This window comes from Citrobacter sp. RHBSTW-01044, assembly GCF_013781945.1.
Lineage (GTDB): Bacteria > Pseudomonadota > Gammaproteobacteria > Enterobacterales > Enterobacteriaceae > Citrobacter > Citrobacter braakii.
In genome coordinates, this window is sequence record NZ_CP056180.1 from 2,226,437 (window position 1) to 2,242,203 (window position 15,767).

General features: G+C 50.9%; 16 protein-coding genes. 11 read left to right on the top strand and 5 right to left on the bottom strand.

Features of this window, described 5'->3' with window-relative positions:
• Position 1: 1 nt before the first annotated feature.
• Genes sapD through sapA form a run of 4 tightly spaced genes read right to left on the bottom strand, consistent with a single transcriptional unit; the run spans position 2 to position 4,476 of the window.
• Positions 2 to 994: a peptide ABC transporter ATP-binding protein SapD gene (gene sapD / locus HV352_RS10775; RefSeq protein ID WP_016153234.1), complete on the bottom strand. Its 993-nt coding sequence runs from the start codon at positions 992 to 994 to the stop codon at positions 2 to 4.
• Entirely contained in the window at positions 994 to 1,884 is an 891-nt protein-coding gene (sapC, locus tag HV352_RS10780; RefSeq protein WP_016156640.1) for a peptide ABC transporter permease SapC, read from the bottom strand. The genes sapD and sapC overlap by 1 nt, the downstream gene beginning before the upstream one ends.
• Positions 1,871 to 2,836, bottom strand: coding sequence for a peptide ABC transporter permease SapB (sapB, locus tag HV352_RS10785; protein WP_003020545.1), 966 nt, complete (start codon positions 2,834 to 2,836; stop codon positions 1,871 to 1,873). The genes sapC and sapB overlap by 14 nt, the downstream gene beginning before the upstream one ends.
• Positions 2,833 to 4,476: an ABC transporter substrate-binding protein SapA gene (gene sapA / locus HV352_RS10790; RefSeq protein ID WP_016153232.1), complete on the bottom strand. Its 1,644-nt coding sequence runs from the start codon at positions 4,474 to 4,476 to the stop codon at positions 2,833 to 2,835. The genes sapB and sapA overlap by 4 nt, the downstream gene beginning before the upstream one ends.
• Positions 4,477 to 5,262: 786 nt before the next feature.
• Between sapA and HV352_RS10795 the strand changes: the two genes are divergently transcribed.
• Complete coding sequence (locus HV352_RS10795; RefSeq protein ID WP_049041200.1) at positions 5,263 to 6,171, top strand: SDR family oxidoreductase; 909 nt, start codon at positions 5,263 to 5,265, stop codon at positions 6,169 to 6,171.
• A gap of 105 nt (positions 6,172 to 6,276) precedes the next feature.
• On the opposite strand, the gene pspF is transcribed toward HV352_RS10795, so the two are convergent.
• Positions 6,277 to 7,266, bottom strand: a complete 990-nt coding sequence (gene pspF / locus HV352_RS10800; protein ID WP_161800416.1) for a phage shock protein operon transcriptional activator — start codon at positions 7,264 to 7,266, stop codon at positions 6,277 to 6,279.
• A 155-nt stretch (positions 7,267 to 7,421) separates the two neighbouring features.
• Between pspF and pspA the strand changes: the two genes are divergently transcribed.
• From pspA to HV352_RS10850, 10 genes are all read left to right on the top strand, one after another.
• Positions 7,422 to 8,090 carry a phage shock protein PspA gene (gene pspA, locus HV352_RS10805; protein WP_016153228.1) on the top strand — a complete coding sequence of 223 codons (669 nt, stop codon included), beginning with the start codon at positions 7,422 to 7,424 and terminating at the stop codon, positions 8,088 to 8,090.
• Positions 8,091 to 8,144: 54 nt separating this feature from the next.
• A complete protein-coding gene (pspB, locus tag HV352_RS10810; RefSeq protein ID WP_016153227.1) occupies positions 8,145 to 8,369 on the top strand; it encodes an envelope stress response membrane protein PspB in 225 nt (74 codons plus the stop codon).
• On the top strand, positions 8,369 to 8,728 hold the full coding sequence (pspC, locus tag HV352_RS10815) for an envelope stress response membrane protein PspC (protein WP_003020497.1): 360 nt from the start codon (positions 8,369 to 8,371) through the stop codon (positions 8,726 to 8,728). The genes pspB and pspC overlap by 1 nt, the downstream gene beginning before the upstream one ends.
• 8 nt (positions 8,729 to 8,736) lie before the next feature.
• A complete protein-coding gene (gene pspD / locus HV352_RS10820) occupies positions 8,737 to 8,967 on the top strand; it encodes a phage shock protein PspD (protein ID WP_003833267.1) in 231 nt (76 codons plus the stop codon).
• Positions 8,968 to 9,131: 164 nt separating this feature from the next.
• On the top strand, positions 9,132 to 10,838 hold the full coding sequence (locus HV352_RS10825) for a sugar phosphorylase (RefSeq protein WP_246881054.1): 1,707 nt from the start codon (positions 9,132 to 9,134) through the stop codon (positions 10,836 to 10,838).
• 16 nt (positions 10,839 to 10,854) lie between these two features.
• On the top strand, positions 10,855 to 12,147 hold the full coding sequence (locus HV352_RS10830; RefSeq protein ID WP_019076863.1) for an ABC transporter substrate-binding protein: 1,293 nt from the start codon (positions 10,855 to 10,857) through the stop codon (positions 12,145 to 12,147).
• 20 nt (positions 12,148 to 12,167) lie between these two features.
• Positions 12,168 to 13,049: a sugar ABC transporter permease gene (locus HV352_RS10835; RefSeq protein ID WP_003840754.1), complete on the top strand. Its 882-nt coding sequence runs from the start codon at positions 12,168 to 12,170 to the stop codon at positions 13,047 to 13,049.
• Positions 13,036 to 13,878 (top strand): carbohydrate ABC transporter permease, encoded by an 843-nt coding sequence (locus tag HV352_RS10840; protein ID WP_003020474.1) that lies wholly within the window; start codon positions 13,036 to 13,038, stop codon positions 13,876 to 13,878. Before HV352_RS10835 ends, HV352_RS10840 begins: the two co-directional genes overlap by 14 nt.
• Before the next feature lie 27 nt (positions 13,879 to 13,905).
• Positions 13,906 to 14,958, top strand: a complete 1,053-nt coding sequence (locus tag HV352_RS10845; protein WP_103928249.1) for a zinc-binding alcohol dehydrogenase — start codon at positions 13,906 to 13,908, stop codon at positions 14,956 to 14,958.
• 16 nt (positions 14,959 to 14,974) lie between these two features.
• The gene (locus tag HV352_RS10850; RefSeq protein ID WP_137351998.1) at positions 14,975 to 15,763 is read left to right on the top strand and encodes a sugar phosphate isomerase/epimerase; all 789 of its coding nucleotides are present in this window, start codon (positions 14,975 to 14,977) and stop codon (positions 15,761 to 15,763) included.
• Positions 15,764 to 15,767: the final 4 nt, after the last annotated feature.

Sequence of the window (15,767 nt, forward strand, 5' to 3'; positions counted from 1 at the left end):
CTCACTCTCTCTCCATGTTCAGCGGGAAATGACAGGCGTAGAGATGATTCTTTGCTCCGGTCAGTCTTGGGGTTTCGATACATTCGCGCTGAGCATAAGGGCAGCGCGGCCCCAGACGACAGCCGATAGGTAATTGTTCCAGCAATGGAATGGCTCCTGGCATGGTATTCAGGCGGCTTTTGTGCGGCATTGCGCTACCAAAATCAGGAATGGCGCGAATCAACGCTTGGGTATAAGGATGATGCGGAATAGTCACCAGCTCTTTACTAGGCGCAGTTTCCACCGTTTGCCCACAGTACATCACGTTAATTTTGTCAGCCCACTGGCTGAGCATTTGCAGGTCATGGCTGATCAACAAAATGGTGGTATTGCTGTTTTGGTTCAGCCGGGTCAGCAGGCGGAAAATTTGCGCCTGAGTGGTTGGCTCCATCGCGTTCGTTGGTTCGTCGGCAATCAGTAAACGCGGCTGATTAGCCAGGGCGATTGCGATCATCACCTTCTGGCATTCGCCGTCGGTCAGCTCATACGGGAAGCTGCGCATCGCATCTTTATGATCTTTTATCCCGACGCGGTGCAGGAGTTCAATCGCGCGGCGTTTACGCCAGCCGATACGCTGCCACCAGCGGCCTTTATAAGTCCATGCCGGAATATTTTGCATCAGTTGTCGTCCAATGCGCTCAGACGGATCGAGACACGATTGCGGTTCCTGAAAGATCATGGAAACGTTATGGCCGACCAGCTTGCGTCGTTCACGCGCGGAAAGGCGCAACAGATCGATATCATCAAAGCGCATGCGGTCTGCGGTTACGCGCCAGTTATCTTTAGCGACGCCGCAAATGGCCTTGGCGATCAGGCTCTTGCCCGATCCAGATTCACCAACCAGTCCGCGGATTTCACCTTCATTGAGGGTCATGCTGACGCGGTCAACCGCCTTCACCCAGTCGTCGCCGGTTCTGAATTCAATGGTCAGGTTGCGGATATCCAGTAATGGCATTATTCCACCCCCGCAATAATTGCCCGGCGCACGCCATCTCCCAGCAGGTTAACCAGCAGCACGCTTATCATAATCGCCGCACCTGGCAGCATAACCGTCCAGGGTGCGACATAAATCAGCTCCAGCGCGTCGCCAAGCATGGCTCCCCATTCTGGTGACGGCAACTGTGCGCCAAGGTCGAGAAAACCCAGCGCGGCGATGTCCAGAATCGCCATCGACAGCGCACGGGTGATTTCAGTGATAAGTCCGGCGGTAATATTGGGCAGAACGGCAAACCACAGGATATTGAGCGTGGTTGCGCCGTCCAGGCGAGCGGCGATAACGTACTCTTTTTCCAGCTCGTCATGCACCATGCTGTAGACAGAGCGTACCATGCGCGGCAGCAGCGCCAGCCAGACGGCAAACATCGCGTGTGTCAGATGCGGTCCGGCAAAGGCCACCACAATAATCGCCAACAGCAGCGAAGGGATCGAGAGCAGGGTGTCCAGAATGTGGTTCAGCACCGCGGAGCGCAAACCATGTGTTGCGCCGGCAACCACGCCCAGCAACAGTCCACATAGTGTGGCGGCGAGGGTGACGACAAACGCGCCGCCAACGGTCGGGGCCGCGCCGCTGAGCAGGCGACTTAACACGTCACGCCCGAGATCGTCAGTTCCGAGGAAAAATGAGACTTCGCCATAGCGCGACCATGACGGCGGTAAAAGCTGATAGCCGAGAAATTGCTGGTCGATGCCATAAGGGGCAAACCAACCACCAAAAATACACAGAATCGCCAATCCTGCGCAGCCATACAGACCGATCATCGCAGTCGCATCGCCGTAAAAATTGCGCCATGCGGTGCGCAGCGTACCCGGCGGGCGCTTTTCGCTGTAGACGCTATCGTAAGGCATACCATTCCTTATGTTTCAGAGGGTTAGCCATAGCACCCAAAATATCAGAGATGACGTTAACGATGATAACCAGTGAGCCAATCACCATGACGCCCGCCGAAATTGCCGCGTAATCCTGCTGGCGAATTGCGTTAATCAACCAACGGCCAAGACCTGGCCAGCTAAAGACCATCTCGGTGATCATCGCCAGCGTCAGCATGGTGGAAAACTGTAAACCCAGACGCGGGATCACCGGCGGAAGGGCGTTGTGCAGAACGTGACGGCGCAGAATGGTTAAGCGTGACAGACCGCGCGTGGCGGCCGCCTTAACGTAGTTTTGATCAAAGACCTCAATGGTGCTGATTCGCATCAGGCGAATAACTTCCGTGGTAGGGGCGACGGAAAGCGTCAACACCGGAAGCACCATGTGACGGATTGCGCTGACCAGCATTTCATCGCGCCAGGGCGAGTCGGAGATCCACGCATCAATAATGGCAAATCCGGTAACGGGCTTCACTTCATAGAGAAGATCAAAGCGTCCCGAAACGGGAAGCCAGCCGAGAGTCAGTGAGAAGAGCAATGTCAGCAACAGCGCCAGCCAAAAAACCGGAATGGAAAAGCCCATCAACGCTAAGGCGCTGATGCAGCGGTCCTGCCATTTGTTCCGCGTGATCCCTGCCAGCATACCAACGGGGATCCCAACCATCAGCGCAAAACCAAAGGCCAGAATGCACAGTTCCATCGTCGCCGGGAACACCTCCTTCAACTGTTCTGAAATCAACTGGCCGTTAATACTGGATACACCAAAATCCCAGTGAATGAGGCCATTGAACCAGAATACCCAGGCGTTCCACAGCGATGCACCCTGTAACGGCGCATGAGGCGTGAAGTAGCTCAGGCTGAATCCAATAAAGGTCAGGAAGAAGAGGGTGACCAGCAGCAATAAAAAACGACGCAGGGTGAAGATAATCATGGCTTTTTCACCTCATCTTTCTTTTCCCTGGAAACCCCGGCAAAAGATGCATTGCCGAACGGACTCAGCACCAGTCCTTTGATATCGTAACGATAAGCCTGCAGACGCAGTGAAGAGGCCAGCGGCAGGATCGGTAACTCTTTCGCGAGAATATTTTGCGCTTCGTCATAGGCATCAATTCGCGATGAGAGTTGCTGCGAAGAGAGGGCCTTGCGCAGAACGCTGTCAAATTCCGGATTACACCAGTGGGCGAAGTTAGTCTGCGAGTTGATGGCGGCGCAGCTTAGCAACGGTCGGAAAAAACTGTCAGGATCGTTACTGTCCGTCGCCCAACCGGATAACGTTAGATCATGGTTCATATCCATTAATCGCGCCTCCTGAAAACGACCTTCTACCGGAATGATTTTAACTTTTACACCCACCTGAGCCATGTCAGCCTGAATCAGCTCGGCGGTTTTCAGTGGACTGGGGTTCCAGGCCTGAGAACTGGTGGGTACCCAAAGCTGTAATGTCAGGTTCTCCAGCCCCAATGCTTTTAACTGCTCGCGCGATTTTGCCGGATTGTACTCTGTAATTTTAGCTTCGTTGTCATAAGCCCACGAGGCGCGAGGCAAAATAGATGCTGCGGTTTCCGCCGTCCCGTAGTAGATGGACTGCATCAGCCGTTGGTTATTAATGGCCAGCGCCAGCGCATGCCGCACGGCGGGATTATCCATCGGTGGTTTATTGGTATTGAATGCCAGATAGGCGATGTTCATCCCCGGGCGCAGGGTCAGACGCAGGCGCGGGTCATCACGCAAAATGCTGAGCTGACTGGCGGCAGGCCAGGCCAGAACATCACACTCACCGGTCAGGAGTTTCGATAGACGTCCGGTGCCGCCAGAACCGAGGTCCACAACCACCTGCGGCATCAGAGGAGTACCACGCCAGAATTTTTCATGGCGCTGCAGTCGAACATATTGCCCTGCGCGATTCTCCGAAAGCTGGTACGGTCCGGTGCCGACGGGTTGTCTGTCGAGCAACTCCTGACGATCCTGTTTTGCCAATTTAGCCGCATATTCTGCTGACATCACGGAGGCATAATGCGTGGCGAGGTGCCACATGAAGGAGGCGTCGGGCTGAGTTAAGCGGAACTCAACGGTGTTGTTGTCCAGCTTGCGTACGCTTTGGACGTTATCGGCGAACTGTAGGCTGTCGAAGTAGGGGAAACTGCTACCGTTTACATTGTGCCACGGATGCTGGCGATCAAAGATGCGCTCGAAGGTAAACACCACGTCGTCCGCATTCAGTTTGCGGGTGGGGGTGAACCAGGCCGTCTTCTGAAACTGGACGTCACGACGCAGATGGAAGCGGTAGGTTGCGCCGTTATCCAGCACCTCCCAGCTTTCAGCCAGCTCAGGCACCAGTCGATAGGTGTACGGATCGACATCGAGTAGTCGGTCATACAGCTGGGCTGCTAGGGTGTCGACGATAAGACCGCTGCTCGCTTTTTGCGGGTTAAACGTATTGACCTGCCCGCTAACGCAATAGACAAAGCCGCTGTCACGAATATCAGCATGCGAAGCCTGTTCAGGCGCGGCAGCAGCCTGACCACTCAGAAATCCAGCCATCACGATCAGAGATGATAAAACCAGGCGCATAATTTTAAAGGATTATAAATAAAGAGGCTATCTTACTAATATTTAATGACATTTGCCATTACCGTTTGTGTTTGGGGACCGCACAGGTGATAACCGCGAATTCAACATCGCGACAGGGTCACCCTTCATACCCGCTATCCACTTTGAATTTACTCTGTTAACTATCTTAGCATTTTCATGACCCATCTGACTCGTTAAAACGCGGGATTCGCTGGCTGACAGAAAAATGTGAGGGGGACGTGGGGGAAAGTGACCATGACCGCCAGGAGAGAGCATCAGCAATATCGCGGGGAAAGTGAAATATAAAAATAATCTCATAATGGCGCTATGGATAATTTCATTCGTTCTCCATTTCGATAGGGCTGAGATGTTAAATTTGGTTGCTATTTATTTATGCTGATTGTTGGATAATTCTTAAATGATAACGAGTATTGAATCATAACGTTGGTAAAATATAAGCGAGGCGACGTAGGTAGATGAATACAGGAAAAACAATTGCATAGGACTCTATTAACCTCTCGCTTCTGAGTGGTATCTCGTTACTCAATAAAATTGTCTGGCCTGTTAAGGTTTTATTTATATAGCTCATTGATATATATGGATTTAAGTGCTATGGGTTAAGCAGGGATTAATCTCATAAAATACTCGAAAGCGCGATACGGTGATTAGTGTATCGGTAGAGGTGATATTACGCGAAATATTAAATTGCGGTGAATTACAAAGGTCACGCCACTCATTTTGGTCTACGCTTAATAATCTTTGTGATAAAAAATGAGAGGTATTTAAATGGCTGACTTAAACAATGAAAAAAAGACCATCAATAAAACTCATTCTGCGCGTTTTCCGGCACCGCCTTTTCCACAGCAGAAGCAACCCTTCCCAGGGCTGGCCGGAAAAATGCAACCGCGTCCCGATCATGGAGAGGAGAGCTATCAGGGAAGCGGTCGATTGAATGGGCGCAAGGTATTAATTACCGGGGGGGATTCAGGGATTGGCCGTGCTGTTGCCATCGCTTATGCCCGTGAAGGCGCTGATGTTGCGATCAACTATTTACCTGATGAAGAAGACGATGCGCGTGAAGTGGTCGACTTGATAAAAAAAGCAGGCAGAAATGTCGTGGCTATCCCCGGAGATATTCGAGATGAAACTTTTTGCGGCCAACTGGTTAAACAGGCGGTAATAGGGCTGGGTGGGTTGGATATCCTCGTCAATAATGCGGGTCGTCAGCAATTTTGCGAGTCTATTGAGGCGCTCACCACAGAAGATTTCGATGCCACATTCAAGACTAATGTCTACGCTATGTTTTGGATCACCAAAGCGGCTATCCCCCATCTTTCACGAGACAGCGTGATAATTAATACCTCCTCGGTACAGGCTTATGAGCCTAGTGAAATCCTGCTTGACTATGCTCAGACCAAAGCGGCGATCGTGGCATTTACTAAATCGCTGGCGAAACAGCTGGCACCGAAAGGGATACGGGTTAATGCCGTAGCGCCAGGCCCATACTGGACTGTACTGCAATGCTGTGGCGGTCAGCCACAGGAAAAAGTGGAGAAGTTTGGGGCAAATGCACCGCTGGGTCGTCCGGGTCAACCAGTGGAAATTGCGCCGCTTTATGTCACTTTGGCCGCTGAAGAGAACAGTTATACATCCGGCCAGGTTTGGTGCTCTGATGGGGGGACAGGGACCCTCTGACGTTTATGCTCCGTGAGTCGAAAAGTCAGAGGGGAAAGTGACTTTAATGGACGAGTGCTGACAATAAAGCGTCAAACCCTCCAATATAACGTTGGCAGAGGCGCGCTAAAGCTGGTGTTTCTTAAGCAACGCGCGTAGCTGATGGTAAGTCAGGCCCAGTAATTCAGCGGCTTTTTTCTGATTAAATTTCGCCTGCTGCAAACTGGTTTGTAGAAAGTCTTTCTCTTGTTGCTGCTGGAATTCACGCAGATCCAGCGGTAATGCTACAGATGTCTGCTTTGGTGGTGCTGCCTGTGGCTGAGCAACGTGGCGGCGGAAGGGGTCAATGATGATCTCATCCAGCGGGTAATCGCTGGTACCGTGCCGGTAAACGGAGCGCTCCACGACGTTTTTCAGTTCACGAATATTACCCGGCCAACGGTAATGGAGGAGGGTTTCTCTGGCCTCGGCGCTGAATCCCGGAAAAAGCGGTAACCCGATCTCGCGGCACATCTGAATGGCAAAGTGTTCGGCCATTAACATGATGTCGCTTTGACGCTCGCGTAGTGGGGGAAGTTGCACCACGTCAAAGGCCAGACGATCCAGCAGGTCCGCGCGGAAAGTGCCTTCGCTGACCATACGTGGCAGGTCGGCATTGGTCGCGCAGACCAGACGCACGTTAACCTGCAAGGGCTGGCTGCCGCCGACGCGTTCCAGCTCGCCATACTCAATTACGCGCAGCAGTTTTTCCTGTACCAACATTGGCGCGGTCGCCAGTTCATCAAGAAACAGCGTGCCGCCGTCGGCGCGTTCGAAACGTCCAGGATGGCGTTTTTGTGCACCGGTAAACGCACCGGCTTCGTGACCAAACAGTTCGGAATCAAGTAAGTTCTCGTTGAGGGCCGCGCAGTTAAGCGAAATAAATGGGCCCTGCCAACGGCTGGAGAGGTAGTGCAGGCGGTTGGCAATAAGCTCTTTCCCCGTACCTCGCTCACCGATAACCAGTACAGGTTTATCCAGCGGCGCCAGATGAGAAACCTGTTCCAGCACTTCAATAAAGCTGTTCGCTTCGCCCAGAATATTGTCTTTGTATCCTGCCATGATGAAATTCACCACTTGTTAGTGTTATTCACCAATTTACCCTAATTCTCTCGTCAGGTAAAATTGGATATTTACATTAAAATCAATTAGTTAAAAAGTTGGCACGCCAAGTGCATTACGAAAACAGCAGGGCATAGCCCGATATCAGAACAGTAAGTGAGGATTACATTATGGGTATTTTTTCTCGTTTTGCCGACATCGTGAACGCCAACATTAATGCGTTGCTGGAAAAGGCTGAAGATCCGCAGAAGCTGGTGCGGTTAATGATCCAGGAAATGGAAGATACGCTGGTTGAGGTGCGCTCAAACTCCGCACGCGCTCTGGCAGAAAAGAAACAATTATCTCGCCGTATCGAACTGGCCAGCGCACAACAGGCAGAGTGGCAAGAAAAAGCCGAGCTGGCGCTGCGTAAAGAGAAAGAAGATTTGGCGCGTTCTGCTTTAATCGAAAAACAGAAACTGACTGATCTGATTGCTTCTCTGGAGCATGAGGTGACGCTGGTTGACGATACGCTGGCGCGAATGAAAAAAGAGATCGGTGAGCTGGAAAATAAACTCAGTGAAACCCGTGCTCGTCAGCAGGCATTGATGCTGCGCCATCAGGCTGCGAGCTCTTCGCGTGATGTTCGTCGTCAACTGGACAGCGGTAAGCTGGATGAAGCGATGGCACGCTTTGAATCTTTCGAGCGTCGTATCGATCAGATGGAAGCTGAGGCTGAAAGCCATAACTTCGGTAAACAGCAGTCTCTGGATCAGCAATTTGCTGACCTGAAAGCAGATGATGAAATCAGCGAGCAGCTGGCGCAACTTAAAGCCAAAATGCAGCAAGATAAGCAATAATAACATCTGGCGGCGCCCGAACGCGCCGCCGCTCATCACCTGTAAGGAGTACTCATGAGCGCGCTATTTCTGGCTATCCCATTAACCATCTTTGTGCTGTTCGTTTTACCGATTTGGCTCTGGCTGCATTACAGCAACCGTTCCAGTCGTGGCGAACTGGCGCAAAGTGAACAGCAACGTCTGGTAGAACTCAACGATGACGCACAGCGGATGCGCGAGCGCATTCAGGCGCTGGAAGACATCCTTGATGCTGAACATCCAAACTGGAGGGACCGCTAATGGGAGGCGTTAATCTGAACAAAAAACTGTGGCGTATTCCGCAACAGGGCATGGTGAAGGGGGTTTGCGCAGGTATTGCGCATTACCTCGATGTGCCTGTGAAGCTGGTACGGATCCTGGTGGTGTTGTCCGTCTTTTTTGGTCTGGCCTTTTTCACCTTCGTCGCTTACATCGTGCTGACGTTTGTGTTGGACCCGATGCCGGACAATGTGGTTTCCGGTGAGCAGCAGCCATCAAGCGGCGAGCTGTTGGATGCCGTCGATCGCGAGCTGGCGGCAAGTGAAAAGCGTTTGCGTGAAATGGAGCGTTATGTCACGTCTGATACCTTTTCATTGCGCAGCCGTTTCCGCCAATTGTGAGGATAGAAATGAACAATCGCTGGCAACGTGCCGGGCAAAGGGTTAAGCCGGGCTTTAAAATAGCAGGTAAGCTGGTGCTTTTAACTGCGCTTCGTTACGGCCCGGCGGGGGTAGCAGGGTGGGCGGTGAAGTCCGTCGCTCGACGCCCGCTTAAAATGCTGCTGGCGTTGGTCCTGGAGCCGGTTTTGAGTCGGGCAGCGGCAAAATTATCGAAACGCTATTCAGGTAATCAACCCTGATATCCGAATCAGCAAAAGCAAGCAACAATTAATCAACATTCCCTCTGTTAATTTGCGGCAGCTCACAAATACGATTTTTTGGCTGCCAAAATTCTTTTATTATCCCCCTCCTGGCCACCTCAGCCGATTGACAGCTTATTTCCCGCAGAGTAGTCTCTTGACTCATGGGACCGCTACCACGAGAATTGAAGGTGAACCAAAAAATCCAAAAATGCCTGGCAGAAGTTTATGGTGATACGTTTACTTCATGCCACTATGAAGCGCTGATTGCACGTTTAGAGAAATCACAGGGATTAATTAAAAAAATCCGTAAAGCGCATTGGGACGAGGGCGATGTAGTTCTTATTACCTACGCCGATCAATTCCACGGGGCAGGCAAAAAACCACTGCCGATGTTTAATCAATTTTATAATGAATGGCTTAAGTCGACATTTTCTCATGTGCATCTGTTGCCGTTTTATCCGTGGTCATCGGATGATGGTTTTTCCGTAATTAATTACCATCAGGTTGCTGAAGAAACCGGTGACTGGAATGATATTAAGCAATTGGGTAAATCCAGTCGACTGATGTTTGATTTTGTTTGTAACCATATGTCAGCGAAAAGCGAATGGTTTAATAACTATTTGCAACAGCTTGACGGTTATGAAGATTTCTTTATTGCGATGGATCCTGATACGGACCTGAGCAACGTAACGCGTCCACGCGCATTACCGTTACTGACGCCTTTTACGCTGAAAGATAACACCGTACGCTATTTATGGACGACGTTCAGCGACGACCAGATTGATCTCAACTATGCCAACCCGATAGTGTTACTGGCGATGGTCGATGTGCTATTGAGTTATCTTGAGCAGGGCGCTGATTATGTCCGCCTGGATGCGGTTGGCTTTATGTGGAAAGAGCCAGGAACGACCTGTATTCACCTGGAAAAAACGCATCAGCTTATCAAACTATTTCGCGCTATTGCTGACTGTGCGGCGCCTGGTACGGCGATTATTACTGAAACAAACGTTCCGCATAAGGATAATGTGTCCTACTACGGAAATGGCCGTGATGAAGCGCATATGGTGTACCAGTTCTCGTTACCGCCGCTGGTGCTGCATGCGGTACAACGCCAGGATACCTCAACCTTGTGCCAGTGGGCGCAATCACTGGAACTGCCGTCCAGTGAGACCACCTGGTTTAATTTCCTCGCATCGCATGACGGTATTGGTCTCAACCCATTACGTGGTTTGTTACCTGAAGACGAGATTGTGCGCCTGGTGACGGAATTACAACAGGAAGGCGCGCTGGTTAACTGGAAAAATAATCCTGATGGTAGTCGCAGTCCGTATGAAATTAACGTCACATATATGGACGCACTGACGCCAGGCAATTGTAGTGATGCCGAACGTTTTTCCCGTTTTATTCTCGCACATGCCATTTTGCTGAGTTTTCCGGGTGTACCTGCGGTTTACATTCAAAGCATTCTTGGGTCACGCAATGATTATAAAGGTGTCGAGGCGTTAGGTTATAACCGCGCGATCAACCGCAAAAAATATCAAATAAACCAAATCGAAACGGAGCTGGCAGATGAAACCAGTTTGCGCCACGCTATTTATCATGAATTATCCCGGTTAATTGTAATACGTCGTAGTAATAAAGCATTTCACCCTGATAGTGATTTTCAGATTAGCAGTGTTACACCGGCTGTAATGCAAATTAAACGTACGGCGGAAACAGGCGAAAAAATTACCGGATTATTTAATGTCAGCGGTCATACGCAAACCATTAGTATTGATGTTGAAAATGGATTTGATTTGATTAGCGGTAAAACTATTTCAGGTAAAGAATTAACGTTGAACGCCTGGCAGGTCATGTGGGTTAAGTAATAAAAAGGAACATTTCATGCTTAAAACTAAAATTGTGCTGATTTCAGCACTGGTTTCCTGCGCCCTGGTTTCCGGGTGTAAGGATGATAAAACGTCCTCTGTTGCGATTGAATTTATGCACTCTTCTGTTGAACAGGAGCGGCAGGCGGTTATTGCAAAACTGATTGAGCGTTTTGAAAAAGAGAACCCGGGGATCAGTGTCAAACAGGTTCCTGTAGAAGAAGATGCGTACAACACCAAGGTCATTACCCTGGCGCGGAGCGGTTCACTGCCTGAAGTCATTGAAACCAGCCATGACTACGCGAAAGTTATGGATAAAGAATCACTTATCGATCGTAAAGCCGTTGCGCAGGTCATCAACGCTGTAGGTGAAGGTACTTTTTATGATGGCGTGCTGCGTATTGTGCGCACTGAAGACGGTACCGCCTGGACCGGGGTTCCGGTTAGCGCCTGGATTGGCGGGATCTGGTATCGCAAAGATGTGCTGGCAAAAGCTGGGCTGGAAGAGCCAAAAGACTGGCAACAACTGCTGAGCGTGGCGCAGAAGCTAAACAATCCTGGTAGTAAGAAATATGGTATTGCGCTGCCCACGGCGGAAAGCGTTTTGACCGAACAGTCATTTTCCCAGTTCGCGCTCTCAAACCAGGCCAACGTTTTTGATGCGCAAGGAAAGATAACGCTAAACACACCTGAAATGGCGCAGGCGCTGCAGTATTACCGCCAATTGGCAATGAACACCATGCCGGGCTCAAACGACATCATGGAAGTCAAAGACGCGTTCATGAACGGCACGGCGCCGATGGCGATTTATTCCACCTATATCCTCCCGGCGGTGATTAAAGAGGGCGATCCTAAAAATGTGGGCTTTATGGTGCCGACGGAAAAAAACTCTGCTGTTTACGGCATGCTGACGTCGTTAACCATTACCGCGGGTCAAAAGTCTGAAGAGACAGAAGCGGCAGAGAAATTTGTCACCTTTATGGAGCAGGCCGACAACATCGCGGACTGGGTCATGATGTCGCCAGGGGCGGCGCTGCCGGTCAACAAAGCAGTGGTGAATACCCCGACGTGGAAAGATAACACTGTCATCAAAGCGCTGGGTGAATTACCCGATCAACTGATTGCCGAACTGCCGAATATCCAGGTGTTTGGTGCCGTCGGCGATAAGAACTTCACCCGCATGGGCGACGTCACAGGCTCCGGTGTTGTGAGCTCAATGGTGCACAACGTGACGGTAGGCAAAGCCGACCTCGTCACCACGATTGAAGCGAGCCAGAAAAAACTGGATGACCTCGTTGAACAGCGCTAATGGGGAAATGGAAAGCCGTGATGAATAAGTTCTTTTCAGGTCGATCTGATATGCCATTCGCCATGCTGCTGTTGGCGCCCAGCTTGCTGTTACTGGGCGGTTTAGTGGCGTGGCCGATGATATCTAACATCGAAATCAGCTTTATGCGACTGCCGCTGAATCCGCAAATTGAGTCTACGTTTGTCGGGCTGAGCAACTATATCCGTATCTTATCCGATCCCGGATTTTGGCATTCGCTGTGGATGACGGTCTGGTATACCGCGCTGGTTGTGGCAGGAAGCACGGTACTGGGGCTGGGCGTGGCGATGTTTTTTAACCGTGAGTTTCGTCTGCGGAAAACGGCGCGCTCACTGGTCATCCTCTCTTACGTGACGCCATCAATTTCGCTGGTGTTTGCCTGGAAATACATGTTCAACAACGGCTACGGCATTGTGAACTACCTCGGTGTGGATCTGTTGCATCTCTACGATCAGGCACCGCTGTGGTTCGACAATCCCGGCAGCAGCTTCGCGCTGGTCGTGCTGTTCGCCATCTGGCGCTACTTCCCGTATGCCTTTATCTCGTTTCTGGCGATTTTACAGACGATTGATAAATCGTTGTATGAGGCGGCAGAAATGGACGGCGCGAATGCCTGGCAACGGTTTCGTATCGTCACGCTGCCAGCGATTATGCCGGTGCTGGCAACCGTGGTCACGCTGCGCACGATCTGGATGTTTTACATGTTCGCCGATGTTTATCTGCTGACCACTAAAGTCGATATTCTCGGGGTCTATCTCTATAAAACAGCGTTTGCATTTAACGACTTAGGCAAAGCGGCCGCTATTTCTGTCGTCCTCTTCGTCATTATTTTCGCTGTTATCCTGCTGACCAGAAAACGGGTGAACCTCAATGGCAACAAATAAGCGCACACTTGGCCGCATCGGCTTTTACTGTGGATTAATTGTCTTCCTGGGCATCACGCTATTCCCATTTTTTGTGATGCTGATGACCTCATTTAAAAGCGCCAAAGAGGCGATCTCGCTACATCCGACGCTGTTACCGCAGCAATGGACGCTGGAACATTACATCGACATCTTCAACCCGATGATTTTCCCGTTTGTTGACTACTTCCGTAATAGCCTGGTGGTATCGGTCACTTCTTCGGTGGTGGCGGTATTTCTCGGCGTACTCGGAGCGTATGCGCTTTCCCGCCTGCGTTTTAAGGGGCGAATGACCATCAATGCCAGCTTTTACACGGTGTACATGTTTTCGGGGATTCTGCTGGTGGTGCCGCTATTCAAAATCATTACGGCACTTGGCATCTATGACACCGAAATGGCGTTGATTATCACCATGGTCACCCAGACGCTGCCGACCGCGGTGTTCATGCTGAAAAGCTACTTCGACACCATTCCGGATGAAATAGAAGAAGCCGCGATGATGGATGGATTGAACCGTCTGCAGATCATCTTTCGCATTACCGTGCCGTTGGCGATGTCCGGTCTGGTTTCGGTCTTTGTGTACTGCTTTATGGTGGCGTGGAATGACTATCTGTTTGCCTCGATTTTCCTCTCCAGCGCCAGCAATTTTACCTTACCGGTCGGTCTGAACGCGCTGTTCAGTACGCCTGACTATATCTGGGGACGCATGATGGCGGCATCGTTAGTCACCGCATTGCCGGTCGTCATTATGTATGCGCTTTCCGAACGTTTTATTAAAAGTGGTTTGACCGCAGGCGGCGTGAAAGGCTAAGCGGCCAGTTTAATTAAGGAGTTGTAAATGAAGAAGTTAGTTGCCACAGAACCGCGTGTTGCGGCGCTGGTGGAATATGAAGACAGAGCTGTATCCGCCAATGAAGTGAAAGTTCGCGTTCGCTTTGGTGCGCCAAAACATGGCACGGAAGTGGTCGATTTTCGCGCTGCCAGTCCGTTTATTGACGAAGATTTTAACGGCGAATGGCAAATGTTCATGCCGCGTCCGGAAGGGGCGCCGCGCGGGATTGAATTCGGCAAGTTCCAGCTTGGCAACATGGTGGTGGGCGATGTTATTGAGTGTGGCAGCGATGTGACCGAATACGCCGTTGGCGATTCAGTTTGCGGCTACGGCCCACTGGCAGAAACGGTTTTCTTTAATGCGGTAAACAACTACAAACTGCGCAAAATGCCGGAAGGTAGTTCGTGGAAAAATGCCGTGTGCTATGACCCGGCACAGTTCGCCATGAGTGGCGTGCGCGACGCCAATGTGCGTGTCGGCGACTTTGTTGTCATCGTCGGCTTAGGGGCGATTGGCCAGATTGCCGTCCAACTGGCTAAGAAAGCGGGAGCCTCGGTGGTCATTGGCGTGGATCCGATTACCCATCGTTGCGATATCGCGCGTCGTCATGGCGCGGATTTCTGTCTGAATCCTATTGGCACCGATGTCGGCATGGAAATTAAGAAGCTGACCGGCAAGCAGGGCGCGGATGTGATTATCGAAACCAGCGGCTATGCGGATGCGTTGCAATCGGCGTTACGCGGTCTGGCCTATGGTGGAACCATCTCCTATGTCGCTTTCGCGAAACCTTTTGCTGAAGGCTTCAACCTGGGGCGTGAAGCGCACTTCAACAACGCCAAAATTGTCTTCTCCCGTGCCTGCAGTGAGCCAAATCCAGATTATCCGCGCTGGAGCCGCAAGCGTATTGAGGAGACCTGTTGGGAACTGTTGATGAACGGTTACCTGAACTGTGAAGAACTTATTGACCCGGTAGTGACATTTGCCAGCAGCCCGGAAAGCTATATGCAGTATGTCGATCGCCATCCGGAAAAGAGCATCAAAATGGGCGTGACGTTTTAATTAAGGAATGCAGAAGATGAAAATTGGAACACAGAACCAGGCTTTTTTTCCGGAAAATATTCTCGAGAAATTCCGTTACATCAAAGAGATGGGGTTTGACGGTTTTGAAATTGACGGCAAGCTGCTGGTTAACAACCTGGCAGAAGTGAAAACAGCAATCAAAGAAACAGGCCTGCCCGTCACCACCGCCTGTGGAGGATATGACGGTTGGATCGGTGATTTTATCGAAGAGCGTCGTTTGAATGGCTTACAGCAGATTACCCGCATTCTCGAAGCGCTGGCCGAAGTCGGTGGGCAGGGCATTATTGTACCCGCTGCATGGGGCATGTTTACCTTCCGCTTACCGCCGATGACCTCTCCGCGCAGCCTGGCGGGCGATCGTAAAGCAGTAAGTGATTCATTGATTTATCTCGATAAAGTTGCCGAGCGTACGGGGACGGTGGTGTATCTGGAACCGCTCAATCGCTATCAGGATCATATGATCAACACCCTGGCAGATGCCCGTCGCTATATCGTGGAAAACAACCTGAAGCATGTGCAAATCATTGGTGATTTTTACCATATGAATATCGAAGAAGACGATATGGCTCAGGCGCTGCATGACAATCGCGATCTGCTGGGACACGTCCATATTGCGGATAACCACCGTTATCAGCCGGGGAGCGGTACGCTGGATTTCACTGCGCTGTTTGACCAGTTGCGTGAAGATAATTATCAGGGTTACGTCGTGTACGAAGGGCGTGTACGGGCAGAGAACCTGCCGGAAGCGTACCGTCAGTCACTGGCCTGGCTGCGTACCTGCTAAGAGG